Genomic DNA, 21,624 nt, shown 5'->3' with positions numbered 1-21,624 from the left:
CCATGCTACGTCAAAGAATCCTCACGGCGATTGTGCTTTTACTGATTGTCGTTGCGGCGGTCAGTGCCTCAACACCTTGGCCGATGCTGGCGCTGCTCACAATCATGTCAGCGTGCGCAGTCTGGGAGTGGTGGCGCCTGGTGTGGTCACATACGCTGGCGCGTAACGGCGCTGTTGTGGTGTTTGTCTGTGTCCTGGGGGTGTTGTCACGCCTCTTGGTGGATGCGCATCCGCAAACACAGTGGGTCTTTCAGTCGATTATTTTACCTTTGGCTGTGCTCTTTTGGCTGGTTCCTGCACCTCTGATGGTAATTCGAGCACAAGTGCCAAAGCGCTGTCCCGCGGCAGGCCTGATCGCTGCAGGTGCCTTGACACTGCTCGCGATGTGGTTCGCTCTGGCATGGATTTTTTTGCAGCACGGTGCCTCTGCGCTCATCAGCTTGTGGGCGCTGATCTGGTGTGCCGACATCGCGGCCTACTTTGCAGGTCGCCAGTTCGGGCGCCACAAGCTGGCACCTGACGTCAGCCCAGGCAAAACGCGCGAGGGTGCTTTTGGCGGGATTCTGGTGGCAACGATCTGGCTGGTAGCGACCGCCATTTGGTGGCCTGGCAGCTACGGTGCGCTGGTGTTGGCGCAGTGGGGGTTCGCGGGCCTGGTGCTGGCGGGTATCCTGCTGTCTGCCTGGTCAATCCTCGGTGATCTGTTCGAGTCTTTGCTCAAACGGCGTGCCGGGGTCAAGGATTCCAGCCAGCTGTTGCCGGGGCATGGCGGGGTGTACGACCGGATTGACGCGGTCTTGCCTGTGGCGCCGGCAGCCATTCTCTTATTGTTGATTGGATAAGCTCATGCCTGTCGTGCAACGTGTGTGTGTGTTGGGGTCAACAGGCTCCATCGGGGTGAATACGCTGGATGTCATCGCCCGACACCCGGATCGCTTGTCTGTCTACGCCCTAAGCGCCCACAGCCGGATCAATGAGCTGGCTGCGCAGGCCCTGCAACATGCGCCCCGGGTGGTAATCGTGCCTGATGCGCATGCGCGCCAACGTTTTATCGACATCTGGCCGGCAGGGCGGACATGTCCTGAAATCCGTGTTGGGGCGCAAGCACTGGCTGATACTGCCGCAGACACCGAAGTTACTACCGTGATGGCAGCAATTGTCGGGGCAGCGGGTTTGCCTGGGGCGCTTGCTGCGGCCCGGGCTGGTAAGCGGGTATTGCTGGCCAACAAAGAGGCACTGGTGGCTGCAGGTTCTCTTTTCATGCAGGCCGTCCGGACAGCAGGTGCAGAACTGCTTCCCATCGACAGCGAGCACAACGCGATTTTTCAGTGCCTGCCTCAAACTGCTGATCGTGTCAGGGCGCCTTTCCGGCCTGCCGAGGGTGTGCGCCGCCTGCTTCTGACTGCATCGGGTGGGCCTTTTCGCTGTACCGCCATCGAGCAGCTCGAACACGTCACGCCAGAGCAGGCATGTGCACATCCTAATTGGCGGATGGGACGCAAGATCTCGGTAGACTCGGCCACCATGCTGAATAAAGGCCTTGAGGTCATCGAGGCACATTGGTTGTTTGCTATGCCGATGGATCGCATCCAGGTGGTGGTACACCCGCAAAGCGTGGTGCACTCGATGGTCGAATACATCGACGGGTCCATTTTGGCCCAGTTGGGACAACCCGATATGCGCACCCCAATTGCCTTTGGCCTGGGGTTCCCCGAGCGTATCGAAAGTGGCGTGGGGCTGCTCGAGCTGGCACGCCTGGGACATCTCGATTTTGAAACACCGGATCTGATCCGGTTTCCGTGTTTGCGCTTGTCTCTGGCTGCCTTGAGGCAGGGGCAGGAAGCCTGCATTACGCTCAATGCAGCCAATGAGATCGCTGTTGATGGCTTTTTGCGCGGGCAGATTCGGTATACGCAGATCCCTGCGATCATAGAGTATTGTCTGGATGCTGCTGCCGGCAGCCAGCAAAAAGCGTTGGGCTCACTGGACGACGTTCTTCATCTGGATGCTCACACAAGACGGTTGGCAACCGATTTTTGTCGGGCAAGTTGCTGATATCTGTTTTTTGGACGCTGCATAGTGCTGACGTTGTTTGCTTTTGTTTTTGCCCTGGGCCTGCTGGTCACCTTTCACGAGCTGGGTCATTATTGGGTGGCTCGCCGCTGCGGCGTACGCATTTTGCGGTTTTCGGTGGGCTTTGGCCCCGTTTTGTTGCGTCGCCTTGATCGCCATGGCACCGAGTGGGCCTTGTCTGCGATTCCACTGGGTGGCTATGTCAAGATGCTGGATGATGCGCCTGATGGCGCCGATGCGGCTACCCGCCGGACCGCTTTCAATCAACAACCCTGGATTCGCCGGGTAGCGGTTGTGGCTGCGGGCCCATTGGCCAATTTTCTCTTGGCGGTATTGATTTATGCCGTATTGGGCTTGATAGGCACACAAGAACCCATTGCCCGGCTGTCGGCGCCGCCCTCAGGGTCACCGGCCGCTGTGGCCGGAATACAGTCCGGGGATACCATCCGGGCGGTCGATGGCCAGCCGGTGGCCTCGTGGGTACAGGCGCGCTGGCAATTGCTTCAGCCGCTTACCTCTGGTGGGCATGCCAGCCTTTCAGTGCAAGGAGATAACGGCCAGAGCCGTCAGGTTTCCCTTGAGATCCAGGCCCATGATTTTCGACCTGATACAGAAGATCCCTTGCAACAGGTGGGTTTGGTGCTGCAGCCACCCCAGTTGCAGATTGGGTCACTGACGCCAGACGGTAGTGCCCGGCAGGCAGGCCTTTTGCCCGGAGACATTATTTTGGTTGCGGGTACCGTGACACAACCCTCTGCCCAGGCGTTTGTACAGTTGGTGCAAACGCACGCACAAACGCCTATCAAGCTCCAGGTGCAACGAGGCGCCGACGTACTGGATGTCAGCGTGACACCGGCACAGGTGATGGATGGCGGCCAGCCGGTCGGGCGTATCGGGGCCATGCTCATGGGACACCGGGATACCGTTCTGGTGCGTCTGGGGCCGCTGGACAGCCTTTTGTCTGGTGCGCAGCGAACCTGGGATACCAGTATATTTACGCTTCGGATGATGGGCCGCATGGTGGTTGGGGCGGCCTCCTGGCGTAATATCAGCGGGCCTGTCACGATTGCCGAGTACGCAGGCCAGAGCGCACGGGTCGGGTTGGATGCTTATTTGCGATTTCTGGCATTGATTAGCATCAGTATCGGGATTCTCAATCTGCTACCGATTCCAATGCTTGATGGCGGGCATTTGTTGTTTTATCTGATCGAGGCGTTGCGTGGTGGCCGGCCGGTGTCCGACCGCGTTCGCGAGATGAGTATGCGTGTGGGTTTGAGCCTCGTACTGGGTCTTACGTTTCTTGCCTTATTTAATGATTTTTCGCGGCTTTTCAGTTGATCAGATTGTGACTTACAATCCTGCATCACTTGCCCCTGTCCACGTCACGGCCGAAAAAGGATTGCCAGGATGTTGTCTCTCCGGAACACTCGTTTGATCAAGCGTGCCATTCCCATGATGCTTGCCTTGTTGCTGGCACCTGCTGTGGCGGATGCGTTTACGCCGTTTGTTGTGCGTGACATTCAGGTGCAGGGCATCGAGCGCGTCGACCCGGGCACTATTTTCACCTATCTGCCCGTTAAAGTCGGCCAGACCTTCACTGAAGAAGAAGCTGCCACTGCCATTCAAAAACTGTATGGCACGGGGTTTTTCAGCGATGTGAAAATCGATTCCCGTGGCGATGTACTGGTTGTGTCTGTCAAAGAGCGGCCCACGATTGCATCCGTCAGTTTCAATGGCATGCGCGAGTTCGACGCCAAGGCGCTGAACAAATCCTTGTCGCAAGTGGGTTTTGGCCAAGGGCGGGTGTTTGATCAGGCCATGCTGGATCGTGCCGTATTCGAGCTTAAACAGCAGTATTTGTCCAAGGGCAAGTACGGAGTGCAGATCAATCCCGTGATTACGCCATTGCCGCGTAATCGTGTCGGGGTCAGCTTCGACATCTTCGAAGGTGGTGTGGCCACCATCGAGAAAATTGAATTTATTGGTAACGATACGTTTTCGGCCGGCACCCTCGAAGACGAAATGGAGCTCACCACGGGGGGCTTCATGACCTGGTATACCGGTACCAACAAGTACTCCCGCGAGAAACTTGAGGGTGATGTCGAGCGCATCCGCTCTTATTATCTGGATCGTGGCTACCTCGAGTTCTCGATGGAGCCCCCGCAGGTAACGATTTCGCCGGACCGCAAGAATATCTTCATCACAATGACGCTTCACGAGGGCGAGCGCTACACCTTGGGCGAGGTCGACCTCGCCGGTGATCTGCTGGGCCTGGAAGACAAGCTTCAGCCGCTGGTCACGGTGAAACAGGGTGAAACCTTTTCAGCCGAAAAAACAAATGCAGTGGCCAAATCCATCACTGATTATCTGGGTTCTTTGGGCTATGCCTTTGCCAACGTAAACCCAAGCCCTGTGCTGGATCGTGACACACACGTTGCCAAGCTTACCTTTTATGTGGATCCGGGTCGCCGGGTGTACGTGCGCCGCATCAACGTGGGCGGTAACACCCGTACCCGAGATGAAGTCGTGCGTCGCGAAATGCGTCAGCAAGAGGCCGCCTGGTACGACTCCTCCAGCATCAAGACTTCCAAAGACCGGGTGGATCGCCTGGGGTACTTCAGCGAGGTCGATGTCAAAACCGACCCGGTACCAGGCTCGCCTGATCAAGTTGATGTCGATGTCAATGTCAAAGAAAAACCCACTGGGATGATTAATCTGGGGGTGGGTTACGGCTCTACCGATAAACTGTTGCTGTCAGCTGGTATTAGCCAGGACAATGTGTTTGGCAGCGGCAATTCTTTGTCACTCAATGTCAACACCAGCAAGACCAACCGCGCAGCGGTGATTTCTCATACCAACCCATACTGGACGCAAGACGGCATCAGCAAGACAACGTCTTTGTACTATCGCCGTACGACACCATACGACGTTTCGGATAGCGGATCCCTGGGCTGGTACTCGGTCGAATCCATGGGCTTGGGTCTTAACTTTGGGGTACCTATCTCCGAGGTTGATCGCGTCTTTGCCGGCTTTACCTTCGAGCGCAACTCGCTCAAGGATGTTCGCGGTTGCATCGGGCCAAGCACTCCGGATGGCTGCGGGGTGACCAATCCCGCACCGTTGGCTTACCAGAATTTTGTCAGCGAGTACGGTGAAACCACCAATGCCGGTATCTTCAGCCTGGGATGGGCCAAGGATACCCGGGACAGCGCACTGGCTCCCCATAAGGGCAGCTACACCCGCCTGTCCACCGATTTCTCCACCATGGATCTGCGCTATTACAAGTTGTCGGGGCAGCAGCAATACTACCTGCCTCTCGGACGCGCCTTTACCCTGGCCCTTAATGGCCAGGTTGATTGGGCGAAAACGTATGGCAGCGGTAAAGCCTTCCCGGTCATTAAAAACATGTATGCCGGCGGGATAGGGTCTGTGCGTGGCTACGAGGGTGCTTCTCTGGGGCCACGCGATGCCCTCACGGATACCTATCTGGGCGGTTCGCGCCGTATCGTCGGTAATGTGCAGTTGTATCTGCCTTTCCCCGGCGCTTCTCGCGATCGCACGTTGCGCTGGTTCGTGTTCTCTGATGTCGGCCAGATCACCACAACCGATGGCTCGGATTGCGCTCAGGGCCGTTATGGGCAAGTGGCAGACCCCTGCGGCTGGAAATACTCGGCTGGTCTGGGCCTGTCCTGGGAGTCGCCTTTAGGACCGCTGCAGTTATCGTTTGGCCGGGCCCTTAACGCCAAAGAAGGCGACCAAAAACAAGTCTTCCAATTCCAGATCGGTACGGGTTTCTGATTCTGGCCATTTAATGGCACAATTGTCTTTTTTTATCGCAGCCTTTTTGGCAGGTGGTTTTTTGATCATGATTCTTTCAGGCTTGAACGTTTCAATTTCGGCGCGGCGCGCCGTCTCCAGGCAGCTGGCCTTTGCGGCAGCAGCCGTAATTGCCCTGGGGGCTGTGTTTGTGTCTCCTGCGTATGCACAGGGCACTAAAATCGGTTTTGTCAGCACCGAGCGCATTTTGCGTGATTCCAAGCCGGCCAAGGCAGCTCAAGCCAAAATCGAAGCCGAGTTCAAAAAGCGCGATCAAGCTCTCCAGAAACTTGCAGATGATCTTCGTGCCCAGGCTCAGAAACTCGACAAAGACGCACCTGTGCTGTCAGAGTCTGATCGTGTCAAACGCCAACGGCACTTGCAGGATCTGGATTCAGACCTCCAACGCAAGCGTCGTGAGTTCCAGGAAGACTTCAACCGTCGCCGCAACGAAGAATTTTCCGCCATCGTCGAAAAAGCCGATGCAGCCATCAAAAAAATCGCGGAAGATCAAAATTACGACCTAATCATCCAGGATGCCGTTACGGTCAGTCCCAAGGTGGACATCACCGATCAGGTCATCAAGGTTCTGGGCGGTTAATCCCCTATGCCGGTGTTGCTTGCGCCGCAGCGGGCCCCGGCCTTGTCCAAGCTGCTGCAGGATGCTGATTCGGTTGGTCTGGGCTGTACCCTTGCGGGATCGTCTCCAGATGCGTCCCGCCTCATTGGTGGTATCGGCTCTCTAAACACGGCCGGGCCAACTGAGATCAGTTTTCTGTCCAATCCGCGTTTGCAAGGACAGTTAACCGATAGCCGGGCGGCAGCCGTGATTTTGCGGGCCGAGGATTGGGAAACCTACCAGCAACAACATCCGCAGGCCCCGGCCTGGGTGCCTGTGCTGTGCACCCAGCCCTATCTGATGTATGCCTTGCTTGCTCAGTGGTTTGATCAGCACCGCATTGCCGGTCTGCCCCAGGGCATCCACCCTTCGGCGGTGGTGTCCCCTGACGCCATTCTCGAGGACGGCGTGCACGTAGGGCCATTGACGGTCATCGAATCCGGCACCCGGATTCAGGCAGGTACCCGCATCGGAGCCGGTTGCAGCATTGGCCCTGACTGTCAGATTGGACCGGATTGTTATTTTCATGCCCACGTCACGCTCTATCATGGGGTCAAGGTGGGTGCCCGGGCAATCCTCCATTCGGGGGCTGTCCTGGGTGCAGACGGTTTTGGATTTGCCCCGGATCCTCGAACGCCTGGAGCCTGGGCCAAGATTGCCCAGCTAGGTGGCGTCAGCATCGGAGACGACGTTGAAATCGGCGCCAACACTACGGTTGATCGCGGTGCTGTCGAAGACACGGTGCTGGGCAATGGCGTGAAACTCGATAATCAGATCATGATCGGCCATAATTGCCGTATCGGTGATCACACGGCAATGGCCGCGTGCGTGGGGGTAGCCGGCTCTACCACCATGGGCCAGCGCTGTGTCATCGGAGGGGCGGCCATGTTTGGCGGGCACCTGACGCTAGCCGATGATGTGCATATTTCCGGAGGTACCGCAGTTACCTCAGATATCCTGACACCTGGGCGCTATACAGGCGTTTTTCCGGTTGCCGAACACCGTACGTGGCAACACAATGCTGCCGTGATTGGGCAGCTGGCACAATTGCGCAAGCGTATCCGGGTAGCAGAAAAGCAGGCGGCACGCCTGAGCGAGCCGCCGATGAACAACAAGCAGGACACACAATAATGGAACTCGATATTAAAGACATCATGGAAAGGCTGCCTCATCGGCAGCCTATGTTGCTTGTAGACCGCGTCCTCGAAATGGATCCGGGCAAAAGCATCGTGGCCATCAAGAATGTCACTTACAACGAGCCGTTTTTTCAGGGGCATTTTGCACATCACCCCGTCATGCCCGGCGTGCTCATCATCGAGGCGCTGGCGCAGGCCGCTGCACTGTTTTCGTTTGCCGACGCCGGGGCTCCAAATCTGGTCAGCACCAAGGTTGCCTACTATCTGGTGGGCGTTGATGGCGCGCGTTTCCGCCGGCCGGTTGTTCCCGGCGACCAACTGCGCATGGAAGTCTCGGCAGACAAGCTTAGCCGCTCTATCTGTAAATATACGGCAGTTGCCAAGGTGGGTGATCAAATTGCTGCTGAGGCCAAGATCATGTGCGCTGTGCGCATCCTGGAAGAATGATGCCAGAGGCAATGATTCATCCCACAGCCATCATTGCGCCAGGGGCTCAGCTGGATGAGTCCGTCCAGGTGGGGCCCTATAGCATTGTGGGAGAGCACGTCAAAGTAGGGGCGCGTACCCGGATCGGGCCGCATTGTGTCATCGATGGCCACACCAGCATTGGCCCGGACAACCACTTTTATCGTTATTGCTCGATTGGCGGCATCCCGCAGGATAAAAAATACGCGGACGAGCCCACCGGCCTTGAGATCGGTGCGGGCAATACGTTTCGCGAGTTCGTCACCGTCAATACCGGCACGGTGCAGGATATTGGCACTACGCGTTTGGGCGACGACAACTGGATCATGGCGTATGTGCATATTGCACACGACTGCCAATTGGCCAACCACATCATTATTGCCAATAGCGTTCAGCTGGGTGGCCATATCCACATCGGAGATTGGGCGATCATCGGCGGCCTTTCGGCCGTGCACCAGTTTGTACGTATCGGGGCGCATGCCATGGTTGGTGGCACCAGCTCAGTGCGTCAGGATGTGCCACCGTACATGATCGGCGCTGGCGACTCCTTCCGTCCGGTCGGGATCAACGCCGAAGGCCTCGGACGGCGCGGCTTTACTGCTGATGATGTCTTGGTGCTCAAAGAAGCCTACAAGATTTTGTACCGCCGCCAGCTCAAGCTTCCTCAAGCGGTTGATGCTCTATTGGTGTTGCAACAGGATCATCCGCACGAGGCGCCTGCTGTGCAGGTTTTGATTGATTTCCTTCGCGACGCAGGCCGGGGCATCGCGCGCCCATGACACGCTCGGCCGGCGGTGTCCTGTGCAAAGCCTGCAGGGCAAAAGACGCCTGCGGAGTGCAGTCATGACCACCTCGGCCATGCAGCTTGCTGTGGTAGCCGGAGAGCCCTCGGGTGACCTCCTGGCCGCACGGATGATGCAGGGCTTGCAGGTCAGGCAGCCGCACTTGCAGGCAGCAGGTATTGGCGGGCCCGCCATGCTTAAGGCAGGGCTCAAGGCTTGGCATCCCATGGATGCCTTGTCCGTGTTCGGGTACGTCGATGCAATCCGTCAGGCCCCGCGGTTGATCCACACGTGGCGGGACACACGTCGCCAGGTGCTGGCACAGCGACCAGACGTGTTTGTGGGTGTGGATGCACCCGACTTTAATCTACGCCTCGAAGAGCAACTGCATCAGGCGGGCATTCCTACCGTGCATTTTGTGGGGCCCTCGATCTGGGCCTGGCGCTTTGAGCGCATTCATCAGATTCGCCGGGCAGTGTCCCATATGTTAGTGCTGTTTCCCTTTGAGGTGGATCTTTACCAAGAGCAAGGGGTGCCGGTAACGTATGTGGGACATCCTCTGGCTCAACTGATTCCCTCGCAGCCCGATCGCGCGGCAGCCCGCCAGGCATTGGGTATTGCTCCCCAGGCCCGTGTGCTGGCCTTGATGCCGGGTAGTCGTGAGTCTGAAATCAAATGGCTCGCCCCACGGTTTTTGCAGGCAGCAGCCTTGCTGCAAAAGCAAGACCCCGATTTGCAGGTGATCGTGCCTGTCGTCAATGCGCAGCGCAAGGCGCAATTTCAGCGTATTTTTCAGCAGTTCCCACTGAATCATTGCCGTGTTCTCGACACACCACCGACGCTGGGAGGCGCGCGGGCAGATGGATTGGATTCCCTCGATTGGCCCGTTGCCTGGCATGCGATGGAAGCGGCGGATGCTGTTCTGGTCGCCAGCGGGACAGCCACGCTCGAAGCGGCCTTGTTCAAACGGCCCTTGGTGATCTCCTATGTGATCAGTCCCTGGATGCGCCGAATCATGGCCTGGAAGTCCGGTCAGACGGCCCCCAGCCTGCCGTGGGTTGGCTTACCCAATATCCTCGAACGCGAATTTGTCGTGCCAGAGCTTTTACAAGAAGCGGCTACGCCTGAAGCGTTGGCCGAGCACACCTGGACCGCACTGACGGACGTCGCACGTAGGCAACAGGTGGCGCAGCGTTTCACTGCGTTGCACCATGCATTAAGCCGCGACACGCCACTTCTGGCGGCGCAGGCCATTTTGGGGGTGTGTGGCCGTGGCTGAGCAGCTTGATTTGTTGGTGTGCGCCGCACCTCTGACAGCAGGGGTGGATGAAGCCGGTCGTGGCCCCTTGGCCGGTCCGGTGTTTGCCGCTGCCGTCATTCTGGATCCGGCCCGGCCTGTGGCCGGCCTGGCGGATTCAAAGAAATTATCCGCCAGACAAAGAGAGCTGCTGGCGGTGCAGATCAAGGCACAGGCGGTGGCCTGGGCAATCAGTAGTGCCAGCGCCCAGGAGATTGATAAGATCAATATCTTGCAGGCCACCTTGCAGGCCATGCGAACGGCCTGCCAACTGCTGACTGTGATGCCACAGCGCATTTTGGTGGATGGCAACCGCTTGCCGGCTGGCTTGCCATGCCAGGCCCAGGCGATTGTTCAGGGGGATGCACTGATTGCCGAGATTTCAGCAGCCTCCATCTTGGCTAAAACCGCACGGGACGCCTACTGTCTGGAACTGCACCAACAGTTTCCGGAATACGGTTTTGATCGGCACAAGGGCTATGGCACTGCGTTTCATTTGGCGCAACTGGTGCGATACGGCCCGTGTCCAGAGCATCGGCGCAGCTTTGCGCCAGTGCGCCGCAGCCTGATGCCGGTGGCCACATGAACCCCATTTCTGTCCGCCATCTTGCGTCCAGAGATAATCCGGATTTCCGCTTCTGGCTTCGGCTTGCGCAAGGGCGCCCGGGTCAGCGTGAAACCCGCATATTGCTTGAAGGCGAGCATCTGTGCCGGGCCTGGTTGACACAGTTTGGTGTGCCCGAGGCACTGATTGTCAGCGAGGATATTCAGGCGCGCGCACCGGGCTGGGTCAAGCCCCTGTGGCAACAGTGCGAGGGGACTCGCAGAATCGTCCTCGAAGACCATCTGGCTCAGTTGCTCTCACAGGTACAACACGGGCCTGCTATATTTTTTTTGGTAGAAACCCCTTTGGTCAGCCTGCCGGCGCGTGTCACGCAAGGCTGCCTGTGCCTGGACAGGGTGCAGGATCCGGGTAATCTCGGTACCTTGCTGCGGACGGCAGCCGCCGCCGGGTTGGCAGATGCCTTTTTGTCTTCCGGTTGTGCCAGTGCTTGGTCACCCAAAGTATTGCGCAGCGGCCAGGGCGCTCACTTTGCCATCCGGGTGCACGAGCATGTGGATCTTTCGGCTTTGTTGACGCGGATGGATATCCCGCTGGCAGCCACCACGCTCGAAACGGCCAGCTCTTTGTATCAGCAGGATCTACGCCAGCCATGTGCGTGGCTGTTTGGCAATGAGGGCAGGGGTGTTGCGCCCGATTTGCTGACGCAGGCAGCCTTGCGGATACATATTCCTCAGGCTGAGGGGATTGAATCACTTAACGTTGCCGCCGCTGCCGCAGTGTGCCTGTTTGAGCAACGCAGGCAGCAAAGCCAGTAGCAGGGCGCCAGCCCTGTTGTCTGATGGCCTGCTGACGAGTGGCCTGCTTAATATGTGGTGCGGTCCAGGCCCACTTCGTCGAGTATCTTGGTGGAAATTTCTTCGATGGAGCGGGTGGTGGTGGATAACCAGGGGATGTTTTCGATGCGCATCAGGCGCTCGGCGTCGGCAATTTCCTGGCGGCATTGCTTGAGCGACGCATAGGTGCTGTGGGGGCGACGCTCGTTGCGCACCTCTGACAGGCGCTCTGGCTGGATGGATAATCCAAACAACTTGCGCCGAAAGGGCAGCAATGTAGCCGGTAGGGCACCGCGGTCGAAGTCTTCTGGGATCAAGGGGTAATTGGCTGCCTTGACTGCGTACTGCATGGCCAGGTACAGGCTGGTGGGGGTTTTTCCGCAGCGCGAGACACCCACCAAGATGACGTCGGCTTGCTCGAGCCCCTGAACGTATTGCCCGTCGTCGTGTGCCAGGCTGAAATTGATGGCTTCGATGCGGCTGTTGTACTGCTTGGATAAGCCGTTGGTATGCGAACGGCCCACTGAGCGGTTGGATTTGACGCCCAGTACACCTTCGAGATGCTCGACAAAGGCACCGAACAGATCTAGAAAAATGCAGGGCACTTGCCGGATACGATCGGCGATATCCGGATCTACCAGGGTGCTGAATACCAAAGGAGGCTGGCCGTCCTGGGTGGCGCACTGGGAGATGCGGCGTGCTGCAGCATCGGCTTTTTCGACCGAGTCAATAAACGGCAGTCGAACCGCTTGGAACGCGATTTCTTCAAATTGCGACAGCACTGCGTGGCTGAAGGTTTCGGCAGTGATGCCGGTGCTGTCTGAAACGATGAAGACAGGACGTTCGGGAGCGGGGTTCGTCATGGATTTTGAGCCAGCTGGCGTCAGAAACGGTACAATCCGCGAAGGTTACCAGTCACCCGTTGGTGAGGCAAGGCTGGTTTGCCAGACACATGTCGCTCGCCTGCTGCGCTTGGGCTGCTGCCTATGCAGCCAACCAGGCGCAACAGCGCGTTGTGTGCAGCCATTTTGCTGCAGATCACGTGTGTCGGGCAAACACGCTTTCTCTATCTCAAAGGTGACATCATGTCGTATGTTGTATCGTTCGAGCAGCTCCGCATGTCGGATGTTGACTCCGTTGGGGGCAAAAACGCTTCGCTGGGTGAAATGATCAGCCAGCTGGCCAGCGCCGGTGTGCGCGTGCCGGGTGGTTTTGCAACCACTGCGGATGCCTTCCGTGATTTTCTGCAGGCAACAGGCCTGGATGCCCGCATCAAGACGCGGCTGGATACGCTGAATGCCGACGATGTGCGCGAGCTCGCCACTGCTGGCGCAGAGATTCGCCAGTGGATTATCGACACGCCGTTTCCGGCTGCCTTCGAGCAGGCCATCCAGGAAGCGTTTGCCCAGTTGGATGCGGATGGCAAAGGCTCGTTTGCCGTGCGTTCATCGGCCACTGCCGAAGACTTGCCCGATGCTTCGTTTGCCGGTCAGCAAGAAACCTATCTCAATGTGGTCGGCATCACCGACGTACTCGAGAAAATCCGCCACGTGTTCGCTTCGCTGTATAACGACCGCGCTATTTCGTACCGCGTACATAAAGGCTATGCACATGCCGACGTTGCTCTGTCAGCGGGTATCCAGCGCATGGTGCGGTCCGATAAGGGCAGTGCCGGAGTGATGTTCACCCTTGATACCGAATCCGGATTTAAAGATGTGGTGTTCATCACCTCGTCGTATGGCTTGGGTGAAACCGTGGTTCAAGGGGCCGTCAATCCCGATGAGTTCTACGTGTTCAAGCCCACATTGGCTGCCGGTCACTATCCGATCATCGGTCGGCGCATTGGCTCAAAACTGATCAAGATGGAGTTCGACGAGCAACGGACCTCCGGGCACGCGGTGCGCACCATCGAGGTGCCCGCCTCCGAGCGCAACCGCTATTCGCTGAACGATGAAGAAATCATCGAACTCGCACGCTACGCAACGATCATCGAAGACCACTATCAGCGGCCCATGGATATCGAGTGGGGCCGTGATGGTGTAGACGGCAAGTTGTATATCCTGCAAGCTCGCCCGGAAACCGTGAAGTCCCAGCAAGGTCACCACGACGTCCAAGAGCGCTATCGCCTGAAAGCCACGGGTGATGTTCTGGTCCGGGGGCGTGCCATCGGGCAGAAGATCGGTTCCGGTACCGTTCGTGTGGTGGCGGATGCCTCCGAAATGGACAAGGTTCGCGCAGGCGATATCCTCGTTACCGACATGACCGACCCCAACTGGGAACCCGTCATGAAGCTGGCTTCGGCGATTGTCACCAACCGCGGGGGCCGCACGTGCCATGCAGCCATCATTGCACGCGAGCTCGGCATTCCTGCTGTGGTGGGCTGTGCAGATGCCACCGATGTGTTGGCCAATGGCCGCGAGGTCACGGTGTCCTGCGCCGAAGGCGACGAAGGCCATATTTATGATGGCCTGATCGAAACCGAGATCGAGGAAGTTCGCTGGGGCGAAATGCCCGATATTGGCCTGAAAGTCATGATGAACGTCGGCAATCCCCAGCTGGCATTTGATTTCTCCCAGATCCCCAATAGCGGGGTGGGGCTGGCTCGCCTTGAGTTCATCATCAACAACAATATCAACGTACACCCCAAGGCAATTCTCGATTATCCCAACGTGGATAGCGACCTCAAAAAGGCCGTCGAGTCAGCTGCCCGTGGTTATGCCAGCCCGCGTGCCTTCTTTGTCGAGAAGCTGGCCGAAGGCATTGCCACCATCGGTGCGGCGTTCTATCCCAAGCCTGTCATCGTCCGTCTGTCCGATTTCAAATCCAACGAGTACCGGAAGCTGGTAGGCGGCTCGCGCTACGAGCCCGAAGAAGAAAACCCGATGCTCGGATTTCGTGGCGCATCGCGCTATATCGCCGAAGACTTCGCCGAGTGCTTCCGAATGGAATGCGAAGCGCTTAAAAAGGTGCGCGACGAGATGGGCCTCACCAATGTCGAGATCATGGTGCCGTTTGTCCGCACGCTGGCTCAGGCCGGGCGTGTTGTCGATCTCCTGGCCAGCCATGGCCTGAAGCGGGGCGAAAACGGCTTGCGCCTGATCATGATGTGCGAAGTGCCGTCCAATGCCATCCTGGCTGATGAGTTCCTGCAGTTTTTTGATGGCTTCTCGATTGGCTCCAACGACATGACGCAACTGACACTGGGCCTGGATCGTGATTCCGGGATGGAGCTTTTGGCCGCCGACTTCGACGAGCGTGACCCTGCCGTGCAGTTCATGCTGCGCCGTGCCATTCAGGCCTGCCTGAAAGCTGGCAAGTATGTGGGTATTTGCGGCCAAGGCCCCAGCGACCACCCCGATCTCGCGCAGTGGCTGCGTGACGAAGGCATTTTGTCGATGTCACTGAACCCCGATACGGTGGTCGACACTTGGCAGAAGCTGGCTGATACGCGGGTAGCTGCCTGACACAAAGAGGTGTAATCAATGGCACACACAGCCTTTCATGCGCTTGTGGCCTCTCCACTGGGCCCGATTCTGCTGTCTGCCAGCAGGTCGGGGCTTTGTGGTCTGCATTTCACTGATCAGCGCGATTGCCCGCAAGTGCCGGGCGTCCCGGCAGCCACTGCGATCGTTACCCAGCCTTCAGCTGGCGTGTGCGAGGGTCACCCAAGCCGCAGTTTGCGGGTAGGCTCCCCGCAATCCTTGGTAAATGCAGTCTTGCCGGGTTTGCAGGGCCGCCACGACGTCCAGCAACCCATTCCAGCACTTGAACAAGATGAGGCACCGGTTCCAGCAGTTCAGTGGCTGCAACCTCAGGTACCGGCAAATGTTCAGGCTGTCTGCGAAGCTGCAGGCACTCAGCTGCAAGAATACTGGCAAGGCCGGCGACAACGGTTCAAGCTGTCGCTTGATCCTCAAGGCACGCCATTTCAGAAGAAAATCTGGCTGGCTCTGCTAGAGGTGCCGTTTGGTGCCACCCTGTCTTACGGACAACTTGCAGAAAAAGCCGGGATGACGGCCGGCCACGGGCGCGCTGCCGGCGCAGCAGTAGGCAGCAATCCCATCAGCATCATTATTCCGTGCCACCGTATTTTGGCCCGTGATGGCACGCTTAACGGCTATGGTGGCGGGCTTGATCGCAAGATGAAGCTGCTCAGGCTCGAAGGCCTGCAGATCGGTGTCTAGTCGCTTGGCAATAGAGGCTGCCGTGCTGCATGGATGCCATGCTGTTGCCTCTGCCACTTGCCTCAGGTGCGGGGTTGGCGGGTGTCGTGCTTCATCAGGCGTTCTTTTTCGCGCGCCCAGTCTTTATCGCGTTGGGTGTCACGTTTGTCGTGCAGTTTTTTGCCACGCCCAAGCCCAAAGTCCAGCTTGATCCGCCCCCCTTTGTAATGCAGGTTCAGTGGTATCAAGGCGTAGCCGCGCTGTTCAACCTTGCCAATCAACTTGCTGATTTCATGGCTGTGAAGCAGCAGTTTCCGGGTGCGCGTGGCATTGGGGTGGATGTGTGTCGAGGCGGTGGGCAAGGGGCTGATATGCATCCCGATGATCCAGATGGCGCCGTCGCGCACGATCACATAGCTTTCTTTTAGCTGCACGTGGCCGGCACGGATTGCCTTGACTTCCCAACCCTCCAGCACCAGCCCGGCCTCAAAGCGCTCTTCGATGAAGTAGTCGTGGGTGGCTTTGCGGTTATCTACAATGCTCATATTTTTAAGGCCCGGGTACACACTGATAAAATCCTTCCATTCTAGCGTAACAATCTGCCCAAACGACTTCTCAATGCCTTCGATTCAGCGTTCTGTTCTTGTTCCGTTCTCTAACGCCCAGATGTTTGATCTGGTGGCAGATGTTGCACGTTATCCGGAATTCATGCCCTGGTGTGGTGGTGCGGATGTCCAGTGGCAGAATGATCAGGGCATGCAAGCAACCGTGCATATTCATTTTGCCGGTATTCATCAAAGCTTTACTACCCGCAACGATCACGAGTACCCGGATAAAATCGTGTTTCACCTGGTGGATGGTCCATTTTCAAATCTTACCGGGCATTGGCAGTTTTTGCCCTTGGGCGAAGATGGGTGCAAGGTGCTCTACACCATGGATTACGCGTTTTCCAGCAGGGCCCTGTCGGCTGTGATCGGGCCGGTGTTCAATCGTATTGCCAGCAGTTTTATCGATTCGTTCACTCAGCGGGCTCATGCGGTGTACGGAGCCTAAATGCGCATCAGTATTGCCTTTGCGGCGCCCACATCCTTGTGGCGCCAAACGCTGGATCTCCCTGAAGGCAGTACGGTGGGGCAGGCCATTGCTGCCAGTAGATTTTCTCAGGTGTTTCCCGAATTCACCGACCATTTGCCAGACGTCGGCGTGTATGGCGAAAGATGCACGCTGAGTCGTGTGTTGAATGATCAGGACCGTGTTGAGCTGTACCGCCCGCTGGTGTTTGATCCACTGGCCTCCCGTCGGCGCCGCGCCGAGCATCGGCGTGACACGCGCAAGGGCAGATTGTCGCCCCCCTGACAGCGGTGCCTTCAGGTGTGTTTTAAGGTGGGTTTGTTCCGACAATGGATGCGTCAGGTGCTAAAGTAGCCCTGCGACACAGTGGCAGGGCTTGATCAGGCCAGCCATGTCGGAAAAGCGCAATCCGCGTCTTTACCCTTGTGACGACACCTATCCGGAGACAAGCAAATGGATTTTCGCCTCAGCGAAGAACAACAGGCTTTTGTGCAGGCCGCGCGTGAATTTGCCCAAGGCGAGCTCGCCCCCCACGCTGCCCGATGGGATGAAGAACATATTTTTCCGCGAGAAGCCTTTGCCAAGGCCGGCCAGCTGGGTTTCTGTGCCATGTATGCACCCGAATCCATCGGAGGGCTTGGTCTGCCCCGTTTGGACGCCACGCTGGTGTTCGAAGAAATGGCGGCCGTCGACCCATCCACCACTGCATTCATCACCATCCATAATATGGCTACCTGGATGATTGGCAGTTGGGCGCAGGCAGAGGTGCGTGATCATTGGGGGCCCTTGCTGGCAAGTGGCGAGAAACTTGCATCTTATTGCCTTACCGAACCCGGCTCCGGATCGGATGCCGCATCACTGTCCACCAGTGCCCGCCGCGAAGGTGATCAGTACATTGTGAATGGTGCCAAGGCGTTTATTTCGGGCGCTGGTGATACCGATGTCCTGGTGGTGATGGTGCGCACGGGCGGTCCGGGCGCTCACGGGATCTCCGCTTTGGTGGTGCCCGCAGACAGCGATGGCATTACTTATGGCCGCAAAGAAAAAAAGATGGGTTGGAACAGTCAATCCACACGCCCCATTACCTTTGAAAATGTCCGCGTACCGGTCATCAACCGATTGGGCGACGAAGGCGACGGTTTTCGGTTCGCCATGAAAGGCCTGGATGGCGGGCGCATCAATATTGCTACCTGCTCGGTAGGGGCTGCACAAGGCGCCTACGAGGCGGCGCGGCGTTATATGTCTGAGCGTCACCAGTTTGGCCGGCCCCTGGCGGATTTTCAGGGCTTGCAGTTCAAGTTGGCCGATCTCCTTACCAACATTGTGGCGTCGCGCCAGATGGTGCGCCTGGCTGCCAGCCGGCTGGATGAGTCTGATCCCCAGGCAAGTGCTTATTGCGCCATGGCCAAGCGCTTTGCCACCGACCTCTGCTTTCAGTCCTGCCTGGACGCACAACAGATCCACGGCGGCTATGGCTATCTCAAGGATTATCCACTCGAGCGCCTGGTGCGGGATACCCGCGTGCACCAGATTCTTGAGGGAACCAATGAAATCATGCGCGTCATTGTGGCGCGACACATTCTTGCCCAGGAGGCTGATCTTCGATGACTGACTCTGTTTCCAGCCACGTATCCGAGACACCGCCTGAGCCGGTTTTGTTTGAGGAACTGCCCTCGGGCGGCGGCCGGCGTATTGGTGTGGCTACCTTGAACAGCCCGAAAACGCTTAATGGTCTGTCTCTCGGAATGTGCCGCTTGCTCGACGAGCGCCTGGCAGCCTGGCAGGATAATGATGTGATCGCTGCCGTGATAGTGCGTGGTGCAGGCGAAAAAGCTTTTTGTGCGGGGGGCGATCTCCACGGCCTTTATCGCAGCATGCTGGATACCCCTGCAGGTGAGGTCTGGGCCAATATCGACGCCCGCAGTTTTTTCGAAACAGAATATCGCCTCGATTACCGCATTCACCGCTATGGCAAGCCGATTATCTGTTGGGGTGGGGGTATCGTCATGGGCGGCGGCGTCGGGTTGATGTTGGGGGCCAGCCACCGGGTTGTCACCGCCAGTACTCGCTTTGCCATGCCAGAAATCACCATTGGCCTATACCCGGATGTTGCTGGCACCTGGATGTTAAGCCGCCTGCCGCGTGGCATTGGCGAGTTTCTAGCCCTTACCGGTGCCCAGTTGGGGCCAGCTGATTGTCTGCACTTTGGTCTGGCCGATCATTACTGTCCTGCCGATGGCCTTGAGGCCTTGCTCGAGGCTCTGGCCGCAACAGAATGGGCAAGCAAAGTGTCCGATCACATGTCTCAGGTGGATGCCGTATTTGATCGCCTTCAACTGCAGGCACCCGAATCCGGGCCCCTGCAGCAGCACGCCACCGTGATACGTGAGGCATGCAATCGCTCGGATCTCAACCAGATCGGCGAGCAGCTTGCACGGTTTCGGGTTCACACCGATCCATGGCTTGTGCGGGCTGCCAACACTTTTCTGACGGGCTCACCTGGGTCTGCCCGGCTAAGCCACACGTTGTTGCAGCGCGCGCGCCATCAGTCCTTGGCAGACGTATTCCGAATGGAATACATTGCGTCGCTGCATTGCTGTGCAGAGCCTGATTTCCGCGAAGGGATACGGGCCTTGCTGATCGACAAAGACAAGTCGCCCCGCTGGCGGCCTTCCACCCTCGAGCAAGCTTCTCCCGAGTGGGTACGCCGCTTTTTTGCGCAGCCGTGGCCTGGCGGGCAGGTGCATCCCCTGGCAGATCTGCGAGGCTAATCTTTTCTGCAATGGCGGCGCATCCGTTTGCGGTAACCAGTGCAAATCATCTGATACCAATCCAATAAAAGGAGACACATGATGGGCAAGACAATCGGTTTCATCGGTTTGGGGCATATGGGTGGCCCGATGGCGCAAAACCTTATCAAGGCTGGCCATCGCTTAAAAGTATTTGACCTGGTTCCCGAGGCGCTGGAGGCGGCAGTCAAGGCCGGAGCAACTGCTGTAGAGTCGGCGGCCCAAGCGGTGGCCGGCGTGGATGTGGTGATTACGATGCTGCCGGCCAGCCGTCACGTCGAAGGCCTGTATCTGGGTGACACCGGACTGCTGAAAACCATTGCCAAGGGCACTTTGGTGCTTGAGTGCAGCACGATTGCGCCAGAATCCGCACGTAAAGTGTCGCGGGCTGCTGCTCAACTGGGTATCCCCATGATCGACGCGCCGGTGTCGGGCGGCACGGGTGGTGCAGTGGCAGGTACGCTTACCTTCATTGTGGGTGGTGCTGCGGCCGATCTCGAGGCAGCGATGCCTTATTTGCAGGCTATGGGAAAAAACATCTTCCATGCAGGCGAAGCCGGAGCAGGGCAGGTCGCCAAAATCTGCAACAACATGCTGCTGGGAATCCTGATGGCAGGTACTGCCGAAACACTGGCACTTGGCGTCGCCAATGGGCTTGATCCCAACACGCTGTCCGAGATCATCGCCAAGAGTTCAGGGCGCAACTGGGCTACCGAGCTCTATAACCCGTGGCCGGGCGTGATGGAGCAAGCACCCGCCTCACACCAGTATGCAGGTGGGTTTGGTGTGGATCTGATGCTTAAAGACCTTGGGCTGGCGGCCGAGGCTTCCATGCAGGCCCGGGCCACGACGCCTTTGGGTGAACTCGCCCGGAACCTGTATGCCTTGCACAGCGCACAAGGTAATGGACGTCTGGATTTCTCCAGCATCCAGACGATGTATCACCGGGCTAAAAAAAGCTGAGCTTGCAAGCCTAGCCCCAGGCAGGCGTCTGCCGTGCACTCAGGGCTTGGGCAGCGTCAAATCCAGACATACGCCATCGGGGCTGCCGACGGCGTATGTGATTTGTGGCCAGTCTGTTAGCGTGATTTCGGCGGCAACATGCAGGTGCCCCGGGGTGGCGATGGCTTCGATGATGCGCCCCACCGGGCGGCCCGGGGCCTGGCTGGCCGCAAACAGATCGCTACCTGCTACGGGGGCTTTCTGGGTATCAGGCCACGCAGCGCTGCCCAAGGCCATCCGGCGCTTGGTAGCGCCACGGTAATGGCTGCGTGCCACAACTTCCTGTCCGGGGTAGCAGCCTTTTTTGAAATCGATGCTGCCGTTGGTGTCCATGTTCAGCGCACTGGGCAAGAACATATCCTGGCTGCTTGAGCGGATCCAGGGCCAGCCGCTATCCAGGCGTGCCGCCTGCCATATGGCAGCACCCTTGCTTGCCTGGTCGACATCGCTGGGGATTGCTTTTGCAGCATGCGTGAGATCGGCAGCTGCCCGGATACACCAGGCTGCAGGCGTGTGCGGCTGAGAATGTGGTGCGACGATCCAGGTGTCATCTTCGGTGTCCAGCCGCGACCACACTGGCTGCTGATGCAAGGCAGCCGGCACCCATTGTGGGCCGGTAGCTCCCCATACATGCCAGCGTGGTTCAAGGGTAAGCGTCACTTTTGCGCGCAAAACAAACATACCAAGCCGGCGAACCAATGCTTCTGCCAGATCCTGGGAAACCATCCATTGGATGGTTGTGTCTGAATGCTGCCAAAACACGCCGTTGGCAAGCAGGCGCCCCTGTGCAGTGCAATAGGCGGCAGGCCTGGCCTGATCCGTGCCCAGACCTTCGACCGCGTTGCTGAGTTGGCTGTGCAGGAAATGGAAAGCGTCGGTGCCCTGTGCCTGAATGATGGCGAGGTCGGGTAGCCGCCACTTCCCCTGGATAATTGATGCTGTCATGCTGAACGCCCAAAGGCCGGATGCGTGAAGATTCACATGATAGCGGTCGGGGAGGGATTCACCAAACA

The 21,624-nt window shown here is 58.0% G+C and carries 21 protein-coding genes; 18 read left to right on the top strand and 3 right to left on the bottom strand.

The window, feature by feature from the left end; all coding sequences use genetic code 11:
• The first annotated feature begins 2 nt into the window (after nt 1–2).
• The 11 genes from WA928_RS04360 to WA928_RS04310 all read left to right on the top strand — a co-directional run bounded on the left by WA928_RS04360 (nt 3) and on the right by WA928_RS04310 (nt 11,568).
• Nucleotides 3–842, top strand: a complete 840-nt coding sequence (locus WA928_RS04360; RefSeq protein WP_424300055.1) for a phosphatidate cytidylyltransferase — start codon at nt 3–5, stop codon at nt 840–842.
• A 4-nt stretch (nt 843–846) separates the two neighbouring features.
• Nucleotides 847–2,055, top strand: a complete 1,209-nt coding sequence (locus tag WA928_RS04355; RefSeq protein ID WP_424300052.1) for a 1-deoxy-D-xylulose-5-phosphate reductoisomerase — start codon at nt 847–849, stop codon at nt 2,053–2,055.
• 21 nt (nt 2,056–2,076) lie between these two features.
• Nucleotides 2,077–3,411, top strand: coding sequence for an RIP metalloprotease RseP (gene rseP, locus WA928_RS04350; protein WP_424301113.1), 1,335 nt, complete (start codon nt 2,077–2,079; stop codon nt 3,409–3,411).
• A gap of 69 nt (nt 3,412–3,480) precedes the next feature.
• Nucleotides 3,481–5,871 (top strand): outer membrane protein assembly factor BamA, encoded by a 2,391-nt coding sequence (gene bamA, locus WA928_RS04345; RefSeq protein WP_424300049.1) that lies wholly within the window; start codon nt 3,481–3,483, stop codon nt 5,869–5,871.
• Nucleotides 5,872–5,938: 67 nt separating this feature from the next.
• On the top strand, nt 5,939–6,490 hold the full coding sequence (locus tag WA928_RS04340; RefSeq protein WP_424300046.1) for an OmpH family outer membrane protein: 552 nt from the start codon (nt 5,939–5,941) through the stop codon (nt 6,488–6,490).
• Between the two features lie 6 nt (nt 6,491–6,496).
• A complete protein-coding gene (lpxD, locus tag WA928_RS04335; protein ID WP_424300043.1) occupies nt 6,497–7,639 on the top strand; it encodes a UDP-3-O-(3-hydroxymyristoyl)glucosamine N-acyltransferase in 1,143 nt (380 codons plus the stop codon).
• Nucleotides 7,639–8,091 (top strand): 3-hydroxyacyl-ACP dehydratase FabZ, encoded by a 453-nt coding sequence (gene fabZ, locus WA928_RS04330; protein WP_350382351.1) that lies wholly within the window; start codon nt 7,639–7,641, stop codon nt 8,089–8,091. Before lpxD ends, fabZ begins: the two co-directional genes overlap by 1 nt.
• A gap of 11 nt (nt 8,092–8,102) precedes the next feature.
• Nucleotides 8,103–8,888, top strand: coding sequence for an acyl-ACP--UDP-N-acetylglucosamine O-acyltransferase (gene lpxA / locus WA928_RS04325; RefSeq protein WP_424300040.1), 786 nt, complete (start codon nt 8,103–8,105; stop codon nt 8,886–8,888).
• Nucleotides 8,889–8,952: 64 nt separating this feature from the next.
• Nucleotides 8,953–10,170, top strand: coding sequence for a lipid-A-disaccharide synthase (lpxB, locus tag WA928_RS04320; RefSeq protein WP_424300037.1), 1,218 nt, complete (start codon nt 8,953–8,955; stop codon nt 10,168–10,170).
• On the top strand, nt 10,163–10,774 hold the full coding sequence (gene rnhB / locus WA928_RS04315; protein ID WP_424300034.1) for a ribonuclease HII: 612 nt from the start codon (nt 10,163–10,165) through the stop codon (nt 10,772–10,774). The genes lpxB and rnhB overlap by 8 nt, the downstream gene beginning before the upstream one ends.
• Nucleotides 10,771–11,568, top strand: a complete 798-nt coding sequence (locus WA928_RS04310) for a TrmH family RNA methyltransferase (RefSeq protein ID WP_424300031.1) — start codon at nt 10,771–10,773, stop codon at nt 11,566–11,568. Before rnhB ends, WA928_RS04310 begins: the two co-directional genes overlap by 4 nt.
• A gap of 47 nt (nt 11,569–11,615) precedes the next feature.
• Here WA928_RS04310 and ppsR read toward each other — a convergent pair whose 3' ends face one another.
• Nucleotides 11,616–12,449 (bottom strand): posphoenolpyruvate synthetase regulatory kinase/phosphorylase PpsR, encoded by an 834-nt coding sequence (gene ppsR / locus WA928_RS04305; RefSeq protein WP_350382343.1) that lies wholly within the window; start codon nt 12,447–12,449, stop codon nt 11,616–11,618.
• A 222-nt stretch (nt 12,450–12,671) separates the two neighbouring features.
• Between ppsR and ppsA the strand changes: the two genes are divergently transcribed.
• Together ppsA and WA928_RS04295 are read left to right on the top strand one after the other, a co-directional pair.
• The gene (gene ppsA / locus WA928_RS04300; protein WP_424300027.1) at nt 12,672–15,050 is read left to right on the top strand and encodes a phosphoenolpyruvate synthase; all 2,379 of its coding nucleotides are present in this window, start codon (nt 12,672–12,674) and stop codon (nt 15,048–15,050) included.
• A gap of 18 nt (nt 15,051–15,068) precedes the next feature.
• The gene (locus WA928_RS04295; protein WP_424300024.1) at nt 15,069–15,770 is read left to right on the top strand and encodes a methylated-DNA--[protein]-cysteine S-methyltransferase; all 702 of its coding nucleotides are present in this window, start codon (nt 15,069–15,071) and stop codon (nt 15,768–15,770) included.
• 62 nt (nt 15,771–15,832) lie between these two features.
• Here WA928_RS04295 and smpB read toward each other — a convergent pair whose 3' ends face one another.
• On the bottom strand, nt 15,833–16,294 hold the full coding sequence (gene smpB / locus WA928_RS04290; protein WP_417250928.1) for an SsrA-binding protein SmpB: 462 nt from the start codon (nt 16,292–16,294) through the stop codon (nt 15,833–15,835).
• Between the two features lie 73 nt (nt 16,295–16,367).
• On the opposite strand from smpB, the gene WA928_RS04285 reads away from it, so the two are divergent.
• The 5 genes from WA928_RS04285 (at nt 16,368) to mmsB (ending at nt 20,572) form a co-directional block, all read left to right on the top strand.
• Nucleotides 16,368–16,802 (top strand): type II toxin-antitoxin system RatA family toxin, encoded by a 435-nt coding sequence (locus tag WA928_RS04285; protein WP_424300020.1) that lies wholly within the window; start codon nt 16,368–16,370, stop codon nt 16,800–16,802.
• Entirely contained in the window at nt 16,803–17,105 is a 303-nt protein-coding gene (locus WA928_RS04280; RefSeq protein ID WP_424300017.1) for an RnfH family protein, read from the top strand.
• Between the two features lie 168 nt (nt 17,106–17,273).
• A complete protein-coding gene (locus WA928_RS04275) occupies nt 17,274–18,428 on the top strand; it encodes an acyl-CoA dehydrogenase family protein (protein WP_424300014.1) in 1,155 nt (384 codons plus the stop codon).
• Nucleotides 18,425–19,591: an enoyl-CoA hydratase/isomerase family protein gene (locus tag WA928_RS04270; protein WP_424300011.1), complete on the top strand. Its 1,167-nt coding sequence runs from the start codon at nt 18,425–18,427 to the stop codon at nt 19,589–19,591. The genes WA928_RS04275 and WA928_RS04270 overlap by 4 nt, the downstream gene beginning before the upstream one ends.
• An 81-nt stretch (nt 19,592–19,672) precedes the next feature.
• Nucleotides 19,673–20,572, top strand: a complete 900-nt coding sequence (gene mmsB, locus WA928_RS04265; protein ID WP_424301110.1) for a 3-hydroxyisobutyrate dehydrogenase — start codon at nt 19,673–19,675, stop codon at nt 20,570–20,572.
• Nucleotides 20,573–20,611: 39 nt separating this feature from the next.
• On the opposite strand, the gene WA928_RS04260 is transcribed toward mmsB, so the two are convergent.
• Nucleotides 20,612–21,556: a YgfZ/GcvT domain-containing protein gene (locus WA928_RS04260; protein ID WP_424300008.1), complete on the bottom strand. Its 945-nt coding sequence runs from the start codon at nt 21,554–21,556 to the stop codon at nt 20,612–20,614.
• Nucleotides 21,557–21,624: the final 68 nt, after the last annotated feature.

It is taken from the genome of Castellaniella sp. (assembly GCF_049651205.1).
Lineage (GTDB): Bacteria > Pseudomonadota > Gammaproteobacteria > Burkholderiales > Burkholderiaceae_B > Castellaniella.
The sequence above is the reverse complement of the archived record's forward strand: the minus strand, read 5'-3'. Positions and strand labels throughout refer to the sequence as shown.

Bases quoted from the DNA above. Each gene is read 5' to 3' on its own strand.
- WA928_RS04360 (WP_424300055.1), top strand. From the start codon at position 3: ATGCTACGTCAAAGAATCCTCACGGCGATTGTGCTTTTACTGATTGTC.
- WA928_RS04355 (WP_424300052.1), top strand. From the start codon at position 847: ATGCCTGTCGTGCAACGTGTGTGTGTGTTGGGGTCAACAGGCTCCATC.
- bamA (WP_424300049.1), top strand. From the start codon at position 3,481: ATGTTGTCTCTCCGGAACACTCGTTTGATCAAGCGTGCCATTCCCATG.
- WA928_RS04340 (WP_424300046.1), top strand. From the start codon at position 5,939: ATGATTCTTTCAGGCTTGAACGTTTCAATTTCGGCGCGGCGCGCCGTC.
- lpxD (WP_424300043.1), top strand. From the start codon at position 6,497: ATGCCGGTGTTGCTTGCGCCGCAGCGGGCCCCGGCCTTGTCCAAGCTG.
- fabZ (WP_350382351.1), top strand. From the start codon at position 7,639: ATGGAACTCGATATTAAAGACATCATGGAAAGGCTGCCTCATCGGCAG.
- lpxA (WP_424300040.1), top strand. From the start codon at position 8,103: ATGATTCATCCCACAGCCATCATTGCGCCAGGGGCTCAGCTGGATGAG.
- lpxB (WP_424300037.1), top strand. From the start codon at position 8,953: ATGACCACCTCGGCCATGCAGCTTGCTGTGGTAGCCGGAGAGCCCTCG.
- WA928_RS04310 (WP_424300031.1), top strand. From the start codon at position 10,771: ATGAACCCCATTTCTGTCCGCCATCTTGCGTCCAGAGATAATCCGGAT.
- ppsR (WP_350382343.1), bottom strand. From the start codon at position 12,449: ATGACGAACCCCGCTCCCGAACGTCCTGTCTTCATCGTTTCAGACAGC.
- ppsA (WP_424300027.1), top strand. From the start codon at position 12,672: ATGTCGTATGTTGTATCGTTCGAGCAGCTCCGCATGTCGGATGTTGAC.
- WA928_RS04295 (WP_424300024.1), top strand. From the start codon at position 15,069: ATGGCACACACAGCCTTTCATGCGCTTGTGGCCTCTCCACTGGGCCCG.
- smpB (WP_417250928.1), bottom strand. From the start codon at position 16,294: ATGAGCATTGTAGATAACCGCAAAGCCACCCACGACTACTTCATCGAA.
- WA928_RS04285 (WP_424300020.1), top strand. From the start codon at position 16,368: ATGCCTTCGATTCAGCGTTCTGTTCTTGTTCCGTTCTCTAACGCCCAG.
- WA928_RS04280 (WP_424300017.1), top strand. From the start codon at position 16,803: ATGCGCATCAGTATTGCCTTTGCGGCGCCCACATCCTTGTGGCGCCAA.
- WA928_RS04275 (WP_424300014.1), top strand. From the start codon at position 17,274: ATGGATTTTCGCCTCAGCGAAGAACAACAGGCTTTTGTGCAGGCCGCG.
- WA928_RS04270 (WP_424300011.1), top strand. From the start codon at position 18,425: ATGACTGACTCTGTTTCCAGCCACGTATCCGAGACACCGCCTGAGCCG.
- mmsB (WP_424301110.1), top strand. From the start codon at position 19,673: ATGGGCAAGACAATCGGTTTCATCGGTTTGGGGCATATGGGTGGCCCG.
- WA928_RS04260 (WP_424300008.1), bottom strand. From the start codon at position 21,556: ATGACAGCATCAATTATCCAGGGGAAGTGGCGGCTACCCGACCTCGCC.